Source organism: Ruegeria sp. HKCCD7303 (assembly GCF_013111185.1).
Lineage (GTDB): Bacteria > Pseudomonadota > Alphaproteobacteria > Rhodobacterales > Rhodobacteraceae > Ruegeria.
On sequence record NZ_WVRE01000001.1, the window covers coordinates 384827 to 400272 of the forward strand.

15 protein-coding genes, 1 tRNA gene and 1 pseudogene are annotated in these 15446 nt (G+C 55.2%); 13 read left to right on the forward strand and 4 right to left on the reverse strand.

Annotated elements, in window-relative coordinates:
- The first annotated feature begins 55 nt into the window (after positions 1 to 55).
- The 3 genes and pseudogenes from GS630_RS22555 (at position 56) to GS630_RS01620 (ending at position 1853) form a co-directional block, all read left to right on the forward strand.
- On the forward strand, positions 56 to 247 hold the full coding sequence (locus GS630_RS22555) for a DUF3644 domain-containing protein (protein ID WP_371811584.1): 192 nt from the start codon (positions 56 to 58) through the stop codon (positions 245 to 247).
- Between the two features lie 416 nt (positions 248 to 663).
- A pseudogene (locus tag GS630_RS22560) lies at positions 664 to 816 on the forward strand (helix-turn-helix domain-containing protein); the annotation flags it as partial.
- Between the two features lie 17 nt (positions 817 to 833).
- Complete coding sequence (locus tag GS630_RS01620; protein ID WP_171711839.1) at positions 834 to 1853, forward strand: site-specific integrase; 1020 nt, start codon at positions 834 to 836, stop codon at positions 1851 to 1853.
- Positions 1854 to 1983: 130 nt separating this feature from the next.
- On the opposite strand, the gene GS630_RS01625 is transcribed toward GS630_RS01620, so the two are convergent.
- A tRNA-Pro gene (locus GS630_RS01625) sits at positions 1984 to 2060 on the reverse strand.
- A gap of 106 nt (positions 2061 to 2166) precedes the next feature.
- A complete protein-coding gene (locus tag GS630_RS01630) occupies positions 2167 to 3282 on the reverse strand; it encodes a class I SAM-dependent RNA methyltransferase (RefSeq protein ID WP_171621010.1) in 1116 nt (371 codons plus the stop codon).
- Positions 3283 to 3579: 297 nt separating this feature from the next.
- On the opposite strand from GS630_RS01630, the gene GS630_RS01635 reads away from it, so the two are divergent.
- The 6 genes from GS630_RS01635 to nqrF are packed head-to-tail and all read left to right on the forward strand — an operon-like array spanning position 3580 to position 9452.
- Positions 3580 to 4923, forward strand: coding sequence for a Na(+)-translocating NADH-quinone reductase subunit A (locus tag GS630_RS01635; RefSeq protein WP_171621011.1), 1344 nt, complete (start codon positions 3580 to 3582; stop codon positions 4921 to 4923).
- Between the two features lie 5 nt (positions 4924 to 4928).
- Positions 4929 to 6137, forward strand: coding sequence for an NADH:ubiquinone reductase (Na(+)-transporting) subunit B (locus GS630_RS01640; protein ID WP_171621012.1), 1209 nt, complete (start codon positions 4929 to 4931; stop codon positions 6135 to 6137).
- Positions 6130 to 6957, forward strand: coding sequence for a Na(+)-translocating NADH-quinone reductase subunit C (locus GS630_RS01645; protein ID WP_171176842.1), 828 nt, complete (start codon positions 6130 to 6132; stop codon positions 6955 to 6957). The genes GS630_RS01640 and GS630_RS01645 overlap by 8 nt, the downstream gene beginning before the upstream one ends.
- Complete coding sequence (locus GS630_RS01650; RefSeq protein WP_152460184.1) at positions 6957 to 7610, forward strand: NADH:ubiquinone reductase (Na(+)-transporting) subunit D; 654 nt, start codon at positions 6957 to 6959, stop codon at positions 7608 to 7610. The genes GS630_RS01645 and GS630_RS01650 overlap by 1 nt, the downstream gene beginning before the upstream one ends.
- The gene (gene nqrE, locus GS630_RS01655) at positions 7610 to 8218 is read left to right on the forward strand and encodes an NADH:ubiquinone reductase (Na(+)-transporting) subunit E (protein WP_050603817.1); all 609 of its coding nucleotides are present in this window, start codon (positions 7610 to 7612) and stop codon (positions 8216 to 8218) included. The genes GS630_RS01650 and nqrE overlap by 1 nt, the downstream gene beginning before the upstream one ends.
- 10 nt (positions 8219 to 8228) lie before the next feature.
- Positions 8229 to 9452 (forward strand): NADH:ubiquinone reductase (Na(+)-transporting) subunit F, encoded by a 1224-nt coding sequence (gene nqrF / locus GS630_RS01660; RefSeq protein ID WP_171176844.1) that lies wholly within the window; start codon positions 8229 to 8231, stop codon positions 9450 to 9452.
- Between the two features lie 57 nt (positions 9453 to 9509).
- Here nqrF and GS630_RS01665 read toward each other — a convergent pair whose 3' ends face one another.
- On the reverse strand, positions 9510 to 10523 hold the full coding sequence (locus GS630_RS01665; RefSeq protein WP_171621013.1) for an NAD-dependent epimerase/dehydratase family protein: 1014 nt from the start codon (positions 10521 to 10523) through the stop codon (positions 9510 to 9512).
- Positions 10524 to 10706: 183 nt separating this feature from the next.
- On the opposite strand from GS630_RS01665, the gene GS630_RS01670 reads away from it, so the two are divergent.
- On the forward strand, positions 10707 to 11471 hold the full coding sequence (locus tag GS630_RS01670; RefSeq protein WP_171621014.1) for a metallophosphoesterase family protein: 765 nt from the start codon (positions 10707 to 10709) through the stop codon (positions 11469 to 11471).
- 2 nt (positions 11472 to 11473) lie between these two features.
- Here the strand turns inward: GS630_RS01670 and GS630_RS01675 are convergent, their stop codons facing one another.
- Positions 11474 to 11998: a CBS domain-containing protein gene (locus GS630_RS01675; RefSeq protein ID WP_171176851.1), complete on the reverse strand. Its 525-nt coding sequence runs from the start codon at positions 11996 to 11998 to the stop codon at positions 11474 to 11476.
- Positions 11999 to 12374: 376 nt separating this feature from the next.
- Between GS630_RS01675 and GS630_RS01680 the strand changes: the two genes are divergently transcribed.
- The 3 genes from GS630_RS01680 to GS630_RS01690 all read left to right on the forward strand — a co-directional run bounded on the left by GS630_RS01680 (position 12375) and on the right by GS630_RS01690 (position 15392).
- Complete coding sequence (locus GS630_RS01680) at positions 12375 to 13400, forward strand: FAD:protein FMN transferase (RefSeq protein WP_253285926.1); 1026 nt, start codon at positions 12375 to 12377, stop codon at positions 13398 to 13400.
- A 14-nt stretch (positions 13401 to 13414) separates the two neighbouring features.
- Positions 13415 to 13651 (forward strand): (Na+)-NQR maturation NqrM, encoded by a 237-nt coding sequence (gene nqrM, locus GS630_RS01685; RefSeq protein ID WP_171094920.1) that lies wholly within the window; start codon positions 13415 to 13417, stop codon positions 13649 to 13651.
- 70 nt (positions 13652 to 13721) lie between these two features.
- Positions 13722 to 15392: a sulfatase-like hydrolase/transferase gene (locus GS630_RS01690; RefSeq protein ID WP_171621016.1), complete on the forward strand. Its 1671-nt coding sequence runs from the start codon at positions 13722 to 13724 to the stop codon at positions 15390 to 15392.
- Positions 15393 to 15446 lie beyond the last annotated feature (54 nt).

Consider the following 15446-nt stretch of genomic DNA (forward strand, 5'->3'; position numbering starts at 1 on the left):
GTTCTCTGCCGCGTTCTAAGAATACGCTTCTACTTGAATTGATAATAATGAGGTGATGATCGCTACTGTTCACCTCTTCAACTCAGTCGGCCCGACCTTCCGTGCCGATTTGTTAATCGTGACGGCCAACATCGCGTGGACATATCTACTCCGCGCTTGGTTAAAAAAGGAGAGCTTCGACTACCGGCAACCGCTGGATCGAACTTGTTCTCTAAGAGTGTGCAGAAAACAGGACAGCTATCGTTGATGATGATCAGTAGCCGCGTAGTCAAGGCAGTGTGGACGGGCACTTCAGCCAAAGGATCATCTTAGTTACGCAGCCTTGTTTTAGTTGGGCGCAGAAGTCGGCGCGGGAAGCACGCTAGGGAGCGGCAGCCTGAACTTGTAGTCAGTCCCTGGGTTATCGAAATCACTATCGAAAATGGTGGGGCGCGGCACCATCCAAAATTTTCTTTCGAAATATATTAATAGCTTATGATTTTTCTCCGATCTACAACGCGCATCCGACGTTGTGCTTGCTATAGACTTCTTGATCACACGAAAAAGGAGCCTCCCGGCAATGCGCACGCAGATCAGGAATTCGGCACCCGAGTCCGAAACTTCGATGGCTGAACACCACCCTGACATTTGGGTTATGGATACAACCCTCCGGGTGGTCACGTAATGAGTAGTGACGAAGCGCTCCTCACAATCGAGGAATTCGCGGCCGCCTTACATCGCACGATCACCCCCAGAACGGTTCGGACCATGATCCACCAGGGCGAGATCAATGCGGTTCGCCTCGGCAAGCGATACTACATGACCCGCGAGGAATTGAAGAGGTTCACAACGACATGCCACGTAAACGCAAACCGGCCCGGCTCTTCCAACGCAAAGACGATGGCGCATGGGTCATCCTCGACGGAGGACAGCAGATCCGGACAGGCTTTGGTGATGGATTTCATGAGGCAGCGGAAGAAGTCCTGAGCAATTACATCGCCAGCAAAAAGCGGCAAGATGATCGCGTCCGCGACCCGAACGAGATCACCGTCGGCGAAATCTTGGTGCATTACGGCGAGGCCAAGGTAAAGGTGGTCCGCGACAGGGAACGTCTGCTCTACACGATACAGGCACTTTCGCCCTACTGGAGCGACCTCAAGGTGTCCCAGATCGACATCGACAGGTGTCGCGGCTACACGGCTTGGAGACGGTGCGCCGCATGGACCGTCCGGCGCGAGATGAACACCCTGAACGCCGCCGTCAAATACGCCTTGGCGTCGCGCAGGATCAGCCATGCACCGATTGTTACCCTGCCTGAGAAGGGAGTCGCCAATGACCGCTGGCTGACCGAGGAGGAGGTCCAGCGCTTGCTGGAGGCCTCTGCTTCTCACGTCCAGCGATTCATCAAGATAGCGCTATACACCGGGCGTCGGAAGACCGCGATCACACGGCTGAAGTGGGTGCCCTCCCTTGATAGCGGCTGGGTCGAGCTCGACAGTGGGGTGATCCATTTCCTTGGCAAGGCCGAGGCCGAGACCAAGAAGCGCAAGGGAATGATCAAGATGCCTGGCACGCTCCACGCAGAGATGAAGACCTGGACGCAGGAGGGGAGCCACGTGGTGTCGTTCAAGGGCGTGCCGATAGATCGGATCGACAAGGCATTCCGTGCTGCCGTCCAGCGAGCCGGTCTTAAGGACGTGACACCGCACACCCTGAAGCACACAGCGGTTACCTGGGCGTTCATGCGCGGCATGACGCTGGAGGACGCCACGGCCTATTTTGCGACCTCGCGCGAGACCCTGGAAAACGTCTATAGGTCGTACAGCCCAGATGCGCTGAAGAACGCAACGGAGATTATGGACTGGAAGATCTGAAAAAAACTGCGGTAATTGGTGGATGCCGGTTGCGAACGAACTGAGCACATCTAGCGAATGAAACGTTGCGGATATCGTTGCGGCCGATCCGCAGAAAACAACAAAGGCGCCCTTGGGCGCCTTGTTTTATTGGTCGGAGTGAGAGGATTCGAACCTCCGACCCCTGCCTCCCGAAGACAGTGCTCTACCAGGCTGAGCTACACTCCGACCGTGGCGGGGATTTATACCCGGCGTATCCGATGCGCAAGAAGATTTTGTTGCGTTGACGTGGGAAATCGTTGGCGGAACAGGGCACGCAGGTTGATGATCGGAGTCAGCCAAGTGGATCCGTTTTGTATAGGCGAATTTTTGTGCCGCCATGGTCGACCACCGGGCCTGGCGCCAATAGTGGAAGCCGGGTTGACCTAGCAAGCGAAGCCGAGCTGGTCACTATTCCAACTCTCCAGCCCTGAAACCGGCTCATCAGGGCTTTGCCCAATGCACCATAGACAGAGCGCAGCCGTTTTTCGTCCCCGATACGCGTTCCATAGGGCGGGTTAACAATAACCAGGCCTTCGGGGCCTTCGGGGGGTTTGATGTCGCTGACGGATCGCAGTTGAAAGCGCGTCACATGGCTGACCTGCGCCCGATTGGCGTTTGCGGTTGCCGCTTCGACAGCACCCGCGTTCCTGTCCGAACCGCAAAAGGTCATTGCACTTTCTCTTTTGGAATTGCTTTCGCGCATCGACTGCCACTGATCACAATCAAAGCCTGCCAGGTCCTCGAACGCGAAGCGGCGCGATCGACCGGGCAGTAGTCCGAGTGCAATTTCAGCAGCCTCAATGACAAAGGTGCCCGACCCGCACATTGGGTCAAGTACAGGCTCTTCCCCTGTAAACCCACATTCTCGTAAGAACATAGCGGCCATCGTTTCTCGCATTGGGGCTTTGGCGATTGCTTCCTTATGTCCGCGCTTATGTAAAAGCTCGCCCGAACTATCGACCGACAAAGTGCAAATGTCTTTCTCGATGCGCAGCAAGACCCTAAGACCAGCCTCGGATGAAATCGGAGCGCCCAACGTCTCAGAGATCGCGCGCTCAACCCTTTGCCGGGCGGCCCCTGCGTGGTAAATCCGGGATTTACGGCTGGTTGCCTCTACCTTTACCGGAATGTCGGAACGCAAGAACGCGCCCCAGGGAAATTTGCGGGCGCGTTTGTCCAGCTGAGCCAGATGCACTGCTGGGAAGCTACCCAGACGCACAAGAACCTTGTTTGCGCCCCTTAAGGTCAAATTGGCGCGCCAAACTTCTGACCAGGACCCGCGACACGTCACACCACCGCGAACCGCTTTTGCACCGGCGAATCCATGCGCCTGCACCTCAGCGCATAGTGGTGCTTCCAGGCCGGGTGTTGCGATCAAAAAAATGTCGAGGTCTGCGTTTTTTTCCATTCGAGTTGCTTACACCGGAAGTACAACGGGTGCGACACGCTTTTTTGCGGCTGAAATGTTTCAGTTTGCCGGGGAAATAGCGGGAATGTGTAGTCCCAAGATAACTTTTGGCGGTAACAGGTTTGCGTTTAGAGGCATCCCCGCGTAAAGGGTCCATGATCGGAATAACGCCAGCGGATTCTGGACACATTTTGACGCTTTTGCGACGAATGGTAAGAATTTCCGCGGTATTGCATGACCCCGAAAGGGCGTCGACAATGCAGGCGCAGCAAAAAAGGCTTGGAAGAACGTAGCAACATGCAAACTTTCAAACTGAAAAAAGGGTTGGATCTGCCGGTTGAAGGCGCTCCTGACCAGACCATCCATCCGGGGCCGGAGTACAAGACTGTCGGTGTGTTGGGGGGTGATTATATCGGCCTGAAGCCAAAGATGTTGGTACAGGAAGGCGACGCGGTGCAGCGGGGGGCTCCGTTGTTCTGTCATAAAGATGCGCCAGACGCGATGATGGTTGCGCCTGTCAGCGGCAAGGTTGTCGCCATCAACCGCGGTGCCCGTCGTGTTCTGCAAAGCGTCGTGATCGAAGTGTCGGACGCAAATGACACAGGAGTGGATTTCTCTGGCGTCGGCGATGCGGATACGGCTGAGGGCGTGACTGCCAAACTGTGCGCCGCTGGTTTGTGGACCGCGTTTCGCACACGACCTTATTCGAAAATGCCTGAACCGGGCAGCGCACCGGCTGCGATTTTTGTCACCGCTATGGACAGTGATCCGTTGGCGGCAGATGCGGCGGCTGTTATTCAAGAAGCATCCGACACGTTCACTGCCGGTCTGAATGCGATCAGCAAGCTGACCGAGGGTGCGACGTACCTCTGCCAAAAAGAGGGTGACGCGATCCCCGGCGCAGACGTGAACGGCGTGGAAACCGCAGCATTCTCGGGGCCCCACCCTTCGGGTCTGGCGGGAACCCATATTCATTTTCTTGAACCCCTTACGGGCGACAAGCAGGTCTGGACCATCGGCTATCAGGACGTCATTGCCATTGGCCGACTTTTGCTGACTGGTCATCTTGATCCGAACATCGTGGTCGCTCTGTCTGGTCCGGGGGCGCGTCAGCCACGTCTGGTCCGTACTGTTATGGGCGCATCCACGGATGATCTTACCCGTGACGAGGTGAATGTCGACGGAACTCCTCGGATCATTTCCGGCTCGATCCTGTCAGGTCAGCACGCAGATGGCCCGACGGCCTATTTGGGTCGTTTCGCACGCCAGATCAGCATTATCCGAGAGGATCACGACCAAATTCCGATGGGTTGGATTCGCCCAATGCCCTCGAAATATTCGGTCCAGCCGGTATTGGGATCGGCATTCGCCAAAAAACTGTATGCCTTCACGTCCAACTTGAATGGTGGACGTCGTGCGATGGTGCCGACCGGAGTGTTCGAAGAGTTGATGCCGCAGGATTACCTGCCCACACAGCTACTGCGCGCCTTGTTGGTGATGGATACCGACACCGCCCAAGCCTTGGGCGCATTGGAGCTGGATGAAGAGGATCTGGGCCTTGTGGGCTTTGCCTGTCCGGCAAAATATGAATACGGGCTGGCGCTGCGCGACTGCCTGACCAAGATTGAAAAGGAGGGCTGATCCAAATGGGTTTGCGCAGCTTCTTCGATCGGATCGAGCCGAACTTTACCAAGGGCGGCAAGTACGAAAAGTATTTCCCCATCTACGAGATGGTCGAAAGCTTTATCTACACTCCGAAAACTGTGACCACCGTTGCCCCTCATGCACGGTCTTACGTGGATATGAAGCGGATCATGACTTATGTCGTGATCGCAACGATCCCCTGTATTCTGTGGGGGATGTACAATACCGGCTACCAAGCCAATTCGGCTATTGCCACGCTTGGGCCTGACTCGGCCACTGGTTGGCGTATTGCCATTCTGCAGACATTTGGCATCTCGCTGAACCCGGAAAGCATTTTTGCCAACGTCATGCACGGGCTGATGTATTTCCTGCCGATCTACATCGTCACGCTGGTGGCTGGCGGCATTTTCGAGGTTATCTTCGCAACTGTGCGCGGGCATGAGGTGAACGAGGGTTTCCTCGTTACATCAATGCTCTACACGCTGATCATGCCTGCAACCACGCCGCTATGGCAGGTCGCATTGGGTATCATCTTCGGGGTCGTGATCGGTAAGGAAGTGTTTGGTGGAACAGGCAAGAACTTCCTCAACCCAGCGCTGGTTGGCCGGGCTTTCTTGTACTTCGCGTATCCTGCACAGATGTCGGGCGATGCAGTTTGGACCCCGGTTGACGGATTCTCGGGCGCAACGGCTCTTGCGGTCTCGGCTGCGGACGGCGTTCAGGCGCTGGCCGCTGAAGGCATCACCTGGTCAAGCGCGTTCTTGGGCCAGATTCAGGGCAGCTTTGGTGAAACATCGACACTGGCGTGTATGATCGGTCTGGCCTTCCTGCTGACGACAAAGATCGCCAATTACCGCCTGATTGTAGGCTGTCTGGCCGGAACAATCGGCTTTACCCTGCTGCTGAACCTCATCGGATCGGACACGAACCCGATGTTCGCGATGCCTTGGTACTGGCACATCGTGCTGGGTGGTTATGCCTTTGGTCTCGCCTTTATGGTGACCGAACCGGTTTCGGCCAGCCATACCAACGTGGGTCGCTATATCTATGGCGCGCTGATCGGTGTCATGGTTGTGATGATCCGCGTGATCAATCCGGCTTTCCCCGAAGGTATGATGCTGGCAATTCTGTTCGGAAACGTCTTTGCACCGCTGATCGACTATTTCGTTGTTCAGGCCAACATTAAACGGAGGGCGCGTCGCCATGTCTGATACGCAATCCCCTGACAACAACGACGCTCCAAAGGGCGCGCTGGCCAAGTTTCTGGCAGCTTCGCCAGATTCGGTTGGCAAGACGATCTTCATCGCCGTTGCCGTTTGTCTTGTTGCCTCGATGGTTGTTTCTGCAGCCGCCGTTAGCCTGCGCCCGGTGCAGGAAACCAACCGACTGAAAGACAAGCAGGTCAACGTTCTGCAAGTCGCGGGCGTTTTTGAACCCGGCATCGATGTGACCGAAGCGTTTGCCGCCTTTGAGCCGCATGTGCTGGAACTGTCCACCGGCGACTTCGTCGATGATCAGTTCGACCCGGCCACCTTCGACGACATCGCCGCCGCCAGCGACCCTGAGCTGAGCGTTGCGCTGGACGATGACCCCGCTGGTATTGGTCGCAAGTCGAAATACCGCGTGATCTATCTGCTGCGTGACGACGCAGGTGATCTGGACAAGGTGATCCTGCCGCTGCACGGCTATGGTTTGTGGTCTACGCTCTACGGATTTATCGCTTTGGAAAACAACGGCAACGATATCTACGGTCTGCAATTCTATCAACACGGTGAAACCCCTGGCCTTGGGGCCGAAGTGGACAACCCGCGTTGGAAAGCGCTGTGGAACGGCAAGAAGCTGCGTGATGATGCGGGTGATCTGCAAATCACCGTTGCCAAGTCCCAACCTGCTGCCGGACCGGAATTTTACATCGATGCTCTGGCAGGGGCGACACTGACCTCAGTTGGTGTCGATAACCTGGTGAAATTCTGGATGGGTGACGCGGGCTACGCTCCGTTCCTGGCCAAGCTGCAAGCAGGAGAGTTCTAATGTCTCAGACCAAGAAAGAGATGCTGGTCGACCCGCTTGTCGACAACAACCCGATCACGTTGCAGGTGCTGGGCATCTGTTCGGCACTGGCGGTGACCTCGTCGCTGCAGGTGTCGATGGTGATGGCGCTGGCGGTTATTTTCGTGACCTCGTTCTCGTCCTTCTTCATCTCGTGCCTGCGCAACCAAATCCCCGGTTCGATCCGGATCATCGTGCAGATGGTAATCATCGCCTCGCTGGTGATCCTGGTTGACCAGATCCTCAAGGCCTACGCGTTCGAGATCTCGAAAACCCTGTCGGTCTTCGTCGGTCTGATCATCACCAACTGTATTGTGATGGGCCGCGCCGAGGCGTTTGCGATGAAGAACCCTCCGGTCGCGTCCTTCATCGACGGGATGGGCAACGGGATGGGCTATGGCCTGATCCTGCTGTTGGTTGGCTTCATTCGTGAGTTGTTCGGTGCCGGGTCGCTGTTCGGCGTTACCATACTGGAGACCGTCAACAACGGTGGCTGGTACGTGCCCAACGGCATGCTGCTTCTGCCACCGTCGGCGTTCTTCATCATCGGTCTGATCATCTGGGCCTTCCGCACATGGAAGCCGAACCAGGTGGAAGAGCGTGAATACAAAATTCAGCAGGTAGAGGCCCACTGATGGAAGGTCTGATCTCACTGGCCGTAAAGGCCATCTTTGTCGAAAACCTTGCGCTCAGCTTCTTCTTGGGGATGTGTACCTTCATCGCCGTTTCGAAGAAAATCTCGACTGCGCTGGGTCTGGGTATTTCTGTCATGGTCGTGCAGGCCATCACCGTTCCCGCCAACAACCTGCTGCTGAACTATCTGCTGAAGCCGGGTGCGCTGGCGTGGGCTGGTTTCCCGGATGTGGACCTGACCTTCCTTGGCCTGATCTCGTATATCGGCGTGATTGCGGCGATGGTTCAAATCCTTGAGATGGTTTTGGATAAGTACTTCCCGCCGCTTTACAACGCGCTGGGGATCTTCCTGCCGCTGATCACCGTGAACTGCGCCATCCTCGGCGGCTCGCTGTTCATGGTGGAACGTGACTACAACTTTGCCGAGGCCGCAACCTATGGCCTGTCTTCGGGCTTTGGTTGGGCGTTGGCGATCACTGCGATGGCGGGCGTGCGCGAAAAGCTGAAATATTCGGACATTCCCGACGGCCTACAGGGGCTGGGCATCACCTTCATCACCGCAGGATTGATGGCCATGGCCTTCATGTCCTTCTCGGGCGTGAAACTGTAAGGAGGCGTCAATGGAAACCTTTACCCTAGGCGTAGCTCTTTTCACGGTCATCGTTCTGGCACTGGTGGCCGTCATCATGGCCGCCCGGTCCAAGCTGGTGTCGACCGGCAACGTGAACATCACAATCAACGGCGAAAAAACCATTTCCGTACCCGCAGGCGGCAAATTGCTGCAAACGCTGGCGGCCGAAAAGCTTTTTGTTCCTTCGGCTTGCGGCGGCGGTGGCACCTGCGCGCAATGTCGGGTGCGCGTGCATTCTGGTGGTGGGTCGATCCTGCCCACTGAGGAAAGCCATATTACCAAACGCGAAGCCTCGTGCGGTGACCGACTGTCCTGTCAGGTGGCCGTGAAACAGGATATGGACATCGAAGTCCCCGAAGAGGTCTTTGGCGTCAAGAAATGGGAATGCACCGTGCGTTCGAACGAGAACGTGGCGACCTTCATCAAGGCGTTGACGCTTGATCTGCCGGAAGGCGAGGACGTGAACTTCCGCGCGGGTGGCTACATTCAGATTGAAGCCCCTGCACATCAGTTGAAATACACCGATTTCGATGTGGAAGAGGAATACCGCGAGGATTGGGATCGCTTCAATCTGTGGCAGTATGAGTCGGTTGTCGCGGAACCGATCGAACGGGCCTATTCGATGGCCAACTACCCGGATGAAAAAGGCATGATCATGCTGAACGTCCGTGTGGCTTCGCCGCCTCCGGGCTCGGAAGGCATCCCGCCGGGTCAGATGTCATCCTACATCTTCAACCTGAAACCGGGTGACAAGGTTACAATCTCGGGCCCGTTTGGCGAGTTCTTCGCGCGTGAGACCCAAAAAGAGATGGTGTTCATCGGTGGTGGTGCCGGCATGGCCCCCATGCGAAGCCACATCTTCGACCAACTCAAGCGCCTTGAAAACCGCGATCGCAAGATCAGCTTCTGGTATGGCGCGCGGTCGAAGAAAGAGATGTTCTTTGTCGAGGATTTCGACCAACTGGCCGAAGAGTTCGACAATTTCGAATGGCATGTCGCGCTTTCGGATGCGCAGCCCGAGGATGACTGGAAAGGCTATACCGGATTCATCCATAACGTCCTGTTCGAAGAATACCTCAAGAACCATCCCGCGCCAGAAGACTGCGAGTTCTACATGTGTGGTCCGCCCATCATGAACCAGTCGGTCATCAACATGCTGCTGGATCTGGGCGTGGACCGAGAAGACATCATGCTGGACGATTTCGGCGGTTAAAAACAGAAAAACCGGCGCAGACAGCGCCGGTTTTTTTCATTCAACTTTTAGAAAACGCTATTTTCCGTAGTAATCCCGATACCAGGAAACGAACTGGGCTATGCCATCCTTAAGGGCTGTCTGTGGACGGTAATTGGTCAGCCGCTGTAACAGACGGTTGTCAGCCCATGTCGCATGAACGTCGCCCATTTGCATCGGCATAAAGTTCTTGATCGCCTTCTGTCCAACCGCCTCTTCGATGGCTTCGATGAAGTCCATCAGACGCACTTTGTCGCCATTTCCGATATTGACGATGCGATAGGGCGCAACCGGTGAAAGGCTATCGCCATCCTCGATGTCTTCACGGCTGGCAGGCCGGACCGGGGGCACATCGATCAGCAATCTGATCCCGCGCACCAAATCTTCAACATGGGTGAAGTCCCGATACATGTCTCCGTGATTGTAAATGTCAATCGGACGGCCTTCGAGAATGGCGGCCACAAACTTGAAATAGGCCAGATCAGGCCGACCCCAGGTGCCATAGACCGTAAAGAACCGAAACATCGTGGTCGGCAGATTCCACAGATGCGCATAGGAATGCCCCATCGCCTCATTCGCCTTTTTGGTGGCAGAGTAGATGGTCAATTGCGTGTCTGCTTTTTCCGTTTCGGTAAAAGGCATCTCTTCGTTTGCGCCATAGATTGACGAGGTCGAAGCCATCAACAGATGCTCGACCTCATGCCGGCGCGCGATTTCCATCACGTTGAACGTGCCAACAACATTCGATTCGATGTAACTACGGGGGTGCTCAAGGCTGTGCCGTACTCCGGCTTGGGCCGCCAGATGGACAATGAAATCGGGCCGAAATTCCTCCGCCACCTGCACCAGCCGGTCATAGTTTTCCAATCGATCCTCGGTCGCGGTAAAGCCAGGAGTTTGTAGCAGGATCTGATGCCTACGTTGTTTAAGCGTTACATCGTAATAGTCGGTCATCCCATCATAGCCATGCACCCGAAACCCTTCTGCAAGAAGCAGCTTGGCCAGATGGAACCCAATGAACCCCGCAGAGCCAGTAATTAAAACCCGTTTCATAAAACCCTCAGAACGCACCACGAAATCATCGTTGATCGAGAGACTTTTTTCGTGTCTGAGATCAACGTTTTTCGACCACTTTGAAGATCATATCGGACAACTCGAGGGCGTTGGTCAACACTTTGCCTGTACAATCAGATGTTCATTGCCGCCATTTGCTCAGAAGGGTAGGGATCAGGGCGCATGGTTACGAAATGGATCAAATCGCGTTTCACCCGTTCGGCGGGTCCAGCGAGCGACACGGTGTCTTGCGACATCTCCCCCGGCACGCGTGTGACGGCGGTGGGCGATATTCATGGCCGTCTGGATCTGCTGCACGCGCTTTTGCCTCGTCTGGACGATCAAAATCCATTGGTTTTTGTTGGCGACTATATCGATCGTGGTCCGAACAGTGCTCATGTTTTGCGCCATTTGCTTCATCTGAGCCAAGCGTCAGGTGGACGAGTTCATTGCCTTCTTGGCAACCACGAAGAGATGCTGTTGCGTTTTGTAGATGCCCCAGAGGAATACGCCCCGATTTGGTTTCGAAATGGAGGCGTACAAACGCTTGCCTCATTCGGCCTCAAGCTGACCCCAGACAAAGAAGACACTCAGCAAGCGAAAGAATTGGCAGATGGCCTGCGTCAAGCGATGGGTCAAACTCTGCTTAACTGGCTGTCCGACCGACCGCTGACCTGGACCAGTGGAAACGCTACCTTTGTTCACGCAGCGTTGGACCCACGCCAATCGCTCGAAGCCCAGGATCGCCAGATTTGTCTTTGGGGACATCCAATGTTCCCAAGACTGCCGCGCAGCGACGGGCAATGGGTGGTGCACGGCCACACAATCGTAGATCACCCCCGTGTCAGAAACAGGGTATTGTCAATTGACACGGGCGCTTTTGCCTCGGGCCGACTCACGGCAGCTGAAATTCAGGACGGCAGTATCAGGTTCATTTCGACTGGCTGACCTTAGCCGACGATCATCTGCTTCATGCGCAAGGCTTCATATTCCAGTTCTTTCAGGCGGAAATGAACGACGTCTCCGATAGTGATAACGCCACACAATTTGCCGTCACGCAGCACGGGCATATGACGAAAACGACCTTCGGTCATAGTTTTTAGAACGTCGTTCAGAAGATCGTCGGTTGTACAGGTCTTGACCTCTTTGGTCATCAGATCTTCGACGGATTGAGGTAAGGTCTGTCCGGGTGTATCCGCCATACGCCGCACGATGTCGCGCTCTGACAGAATGCCTTGCAACGCACCGTTCTGATCCGTCACCAAGACGGCACCGATCCGCTTTTCCTTGAGAATGTTGACGACAGAATGAATCGTCTCGTTGGGGCGGACGGAAAACACATCGCCCCCTTTGCCCTCAAGCAGTTTGGACACTGCTGTCTTTGACTGCGCAAGATTGGACCCGGTCGTTTGGCTGTACGTTGTCTTTTCCTCTTTGTCACCGCGCATCGGTGCCTGGTACGAGGTTGGGGCCATGGGCAATCTCCTTCTTCGATCTTGCAATATCTTTCCCTTTCACCTTAGCGCAGCTAAATGACCTGTATAGGGTGCAATTGCTCGAATAAGTGGATTCCGTGGTCAGCAAAGGACGATCAGGCTTGTGAGTGAACTCTACCTTACCCCTCCGGTGGCCGCTTTGATATTCTTTGCGGTTGTCGTATGCGGTCACAACTTTCGCATGGCCTGGAAACAACAGGCCCCGGGGTGGCAGAAGCGAGCGTGGCTGTTCGGAGTTCCGGCTGGGGTTGGGCTTTTGGCATTAGGTTTTCTGCCGTTAAAGCTGTGATGCCGATTTGACTCTGACAAGGGTCACTGGCATATGCCGGGCACAGAAAATCCCGGAGCTCGCCCCATGCGTCTTTTGCCTTTTGTGGCCCTTGTTGCCCTTCTTTCCGGCTGCTTTTTGGACAAAGAGCCCGAAGTGGTCCGGTTGTCCGGTGAAACGATGGGGACAACCTTCAATATCACTGCCATAGGCGAAGATCTGGACGAGGCCAAACTTGCGGCCTCGGTCGATGAGACATTGGCTGAAGTCAACGCGAAGATGTCGAACTGGGATCCGAATTCCGAGGTCTCTGTCTTTTCGGCGTCGGCCAGTACAGATCCAATGACTATCTCAAACGAATTCGCTTTGGTCATCGCTGCTGCCAACGACGTGCACGAAAGGACCGGTGGCACTTTCGATGTGACGCTTGGCCCACTGATCGAACTATGGGGGTTTGGCCCTCGTAAGCCCGAAGATCCGGTGCCGTCTGATACTGACATCCAGGCCGCGTTAAACAGCGTTGGCCAAAGCCGTCTGCTGACGCTGGATACCGAAGCCGGAACTCTGGCGAAATCTGACGCCAGGGTCGGTATCAACCTGTCTGCAATTGCCAAGGGATATGGCATCGATGCGGTTGCCGAAACCTTAAGAGACGCCGGAATCGCGAATTATCTGGTTGAGATTGGTGGTGATTTGGTCGCCATGGGTCAGAACGAAAAGGGTGAAGCCTGGCGGATCGGCATCGAAAAACCCGAAACGGGCAGTCAGAGCATTCAGCTGATCGTGTCAGTGAATGACCTGGGCATGGCAAGCTCGGGCGACTACAAGAATTTCTTCGAACAAGACGGCGTGCGCTATTCGCATATCATCGATCCGACGACGGGACGCCCGATTACGCACCGGACAACCTCTGTCACTGTTTTGGCCGAGAACGCGATGATGGCCGATGCCTGGGCCACCGCGATGCTGGCCTTGGGTCAGGAAAAGGGCCTGAAACTGGCGGAAGAGCATAAACTTGCCGTGTATTTCATCTCGCGGGATGTGACAGGCGGTGAAGAAGCTTATATTACTGCCCATAGCACCGCGTTCAAAAACGCGCTGGAATCGAACTGACTGGTGGAGCTGAGATGAGCACTTTTATTCTGGCTTTTATTCTTCTCGCCCTCGTCATGGTGGGTATGTCACTCGGCGTCATGTTGATGGGAAAGACCATCAAAGGCAGCTGTGGTGGTCTGAATGCAATCTCGGGTGCTGATAAATGCGTTGTCTGCCAAAAGGACGTGGATCCCAACAGCCCGTTGCGCGATCAGTTGCAATGCAAGCGCGCCAAGAAGATGCTGGAGCAGATGGAGCGTCAGGCCTGAAGCAAAGTTTTGCTTCGCACTGCGGACGGAAATGGCTAACTAGGTCTCCATAAGGTTTGGGGGCGTGGTATTGGCCAAGGCAAAAAACATCCTGTTCATCATGTTCGACCAGCTGCGCTGGGACTACCTGAGCTGTTACGGGCATCCACACCTGCACACCCCCAACATCGATCGCCTGGCAGCCAAAGGCGTTCGGTTTAACCGCGCTTACATACAATCCCCAATCTGCGGTAGTTCGCGCATGTCGACCTATACCGGGCGCTATGTGCATTCGCATGGGGCGTCTTGGAACGGTATTCCGCTCAAAGTCGGCGAGATCACGATGGGCGACCATCTGCGCAAGGCGGGAATGGACTGCTGGCTGGTCGGCAAAACTCATATGCGGGCGGACGCAGAAGGCATGGCGCGGTTGGGGCTGGAACCTGACAGCCTGATCGGTGCCCGGGTTGCCGAATGCGGCTTTGACGTATTCGAACGCGATGATGGTATGTTGCCCGAGGGTCCCGACGGGTTTTACGATCCGGACGGAGCGAAGGAGTACAACAAGTTCCTCAAGGCCAAGGGGTATGAGAGCGACAATCCCTGGCATGATTTTGCCAACTCAGGTCTGGATGAAGATGGCAATGTTCTGTCCGGCTGGTTTTTGAAAAATGCGCCGGAACCCGCAAATATCGCCGAAGAAGACAGTGAAACGCCTTATCTGACAGGGCGCGGTATCGAGTTTATGGAAACGCATGATGGCCCGTGGTGCTGCCACCTGAGCTTTATCAAACCGCATTGGCCTTACATCGTGCCAGAACCTTATGCCTCAATGTATGGTCCAGAGCATGTTTTGCCCGTGGTACGATCCGAGGCTGAGCAGCAAAATGCGCACCCGGTGCTCAAGGCTTTCATGGACACAAAGATTGGCCAGACCTTTTCCCGACAGGATGTGCGTGAGGCGGTGATCCCAGCCTATATGGGCTTGATCAAACAAGCCGACAATCAGATGGGGCGTCTGTTTAACTGGATGGAAAAAACCGGGCGGATGGACGACACGATGATCGTTCTAACTTCGGATCACGGTGATTTTCTTGGTGATCATTGGATGGGTGAGAAGACGTTTTTTCACGATGCTTCGACCAAAATGCCCCTGATCATTTATGATCCATCGCCCGAGGCTGATGCGACACGCGGGACGGTCAGTGATGCGTTGGTCGAGTCCATCGATCTGGCTCCAACCTTTGTTGATGTGGCAGGCGGTGACGTTGCCACTCATATCCTTGAAGGTCATTCGTTGCTGCCCATCCTGCATGGGACAGCAGAAGAGGTGCCCCGGGACTTTGTCATCTGCGAATACGATTACTCAGGCTCACCGATCGCTGATATCGTGGGAGTGTCGGTTCGCGAAGCGGTGATGTTCATGGTGGCCAACAAAAAGTGGAAGCTGATCCATTGCGAAGGTGGGCACAGACCGATCCTGTTTGATCTGGAAAACGATCCTCAGGAACTGAATGATCTGGGCAACAGCGCAGAGCATGCAAACGTGATCGCTGAAATGTATGATCACCTGTTCGCATGGGCGCGGCGACCGTCACAACGCACCACGAGGTCGGAACAGCAATTGATAGATATGCGTACCAAAAGCAGAGGCCGAGGCATTGTCTTGGGTGTGTACGACGAAAACGACGCGCCTTTGGACCTGACTGTGAAGTACCGCAATCGAAAGGCACGTCCATACAAGAGCTACCTTAAGGAATAGCGCCTCTGCGTCTATTAAATCTTTTTCACCTGCCCAAAGGTGGTTCACCCGCCG

Excerpts from the sequence above, each read along its gene's own strand:
- GS630_RS01620 (WP_171711839.1), top strand. The coding sequence starts at position 834 with ATGCCACGTAAACGCAAACCGGCCCGGCTCTTCCAACGCAAAGACGAT.
- nqrM (WP_171094920.1), top strand. The coding sequence starts at position 13,415 with ATGAGCACTTTTATTCTGGCTTTTATTCTTCTCGCCCTCGTCATGGTG.
- GS630_RS01670 (WP_171621014.1), top strand. The coding sequence starts at position 10,707 with ATGGTTACGAAATGGATCAAATCGCGTTTCACCCGTTCGGCGGGTCCA.
- GS630_RS01650 (WP_152460184.1), top strand. The coding sequence starts at position 6,957 with ATGTCTCAGACCAAGAAAGAGATGCTGGTCGACCCGCTTGTCGACAAC.
- GS630_RS01630 (WP_171621010.1), bottom strand. The coding sequence starts at position 3,282 with ATGGAAAAAAACGCAGACCTCGACATTTTTTTGATCGCAACACCCGGC.
- GS630_RS01665 (WP_171621013.1), bottom strand. The coding sequence starts at position 10,523 with ATGAAACGGGTTTTAATTACTGGCTCTGCGGGGTTCATTGGGTTCCAT.
- nqrF (WP_171176844.1), top strand. The coding sequence starts at position 8,229 with ATGGAAACCTTTACCCTAGGCGTAGCTCTTTTCACGGTCATCGTTCTG.
- GS630_RS01635 (WP_171621011.1), top strand. The coding sequence starts at position 3,580 with ATGCAAACTTTCAAACTGAAAAAAGGGTTGGATCTGCCGGTTGAAGGC.
- GS630_RS22555 (WP_371811584.1), top strand. The coding sequence starts at position 56 with ATGATCGCTACTGTTCACCTCTTCAACTCAGTCGGCCCGACCTTCCGT.
- GS630_RS01645 (WP_171176842.1), top strand. The coding sequence starts at position 6,130 with ATGTCTGATACGCAATCCCCTGACAACAACGACGCTCCAAAGGGCGCG.
- GS630_RS01680 (WP_253285926.1), top strand. The coding sequence starts at position 12,375 with ATGCGTCTTTTGCCTTTTGTGGCCCTTGTTGCCCTTCTTTCCGGCTGC.
- GS630_RS01675 (WP_171176851.1), bottom strand. The coding sequence starts at position 11,998 with ATGGCCCCAACCTCGTACCAGGCACCGATGCGCGGTGACAAAGAGGAA.
- nqrE (WP_050603817.1), top strand. The coding sequence starts at position 7,610 with ATGGAAGGTCTGATCTCACTGGCCGTAAAGGCCATCTTTGTCGAAAAC.
- GS630_RS01640 (WP_171621012.1), top strand. The coding sequence starts at position 4,929 with ATGGGTTTGCGCAGCTTCTTCGATCGGATCGAGCCGAACTTTACCAAG.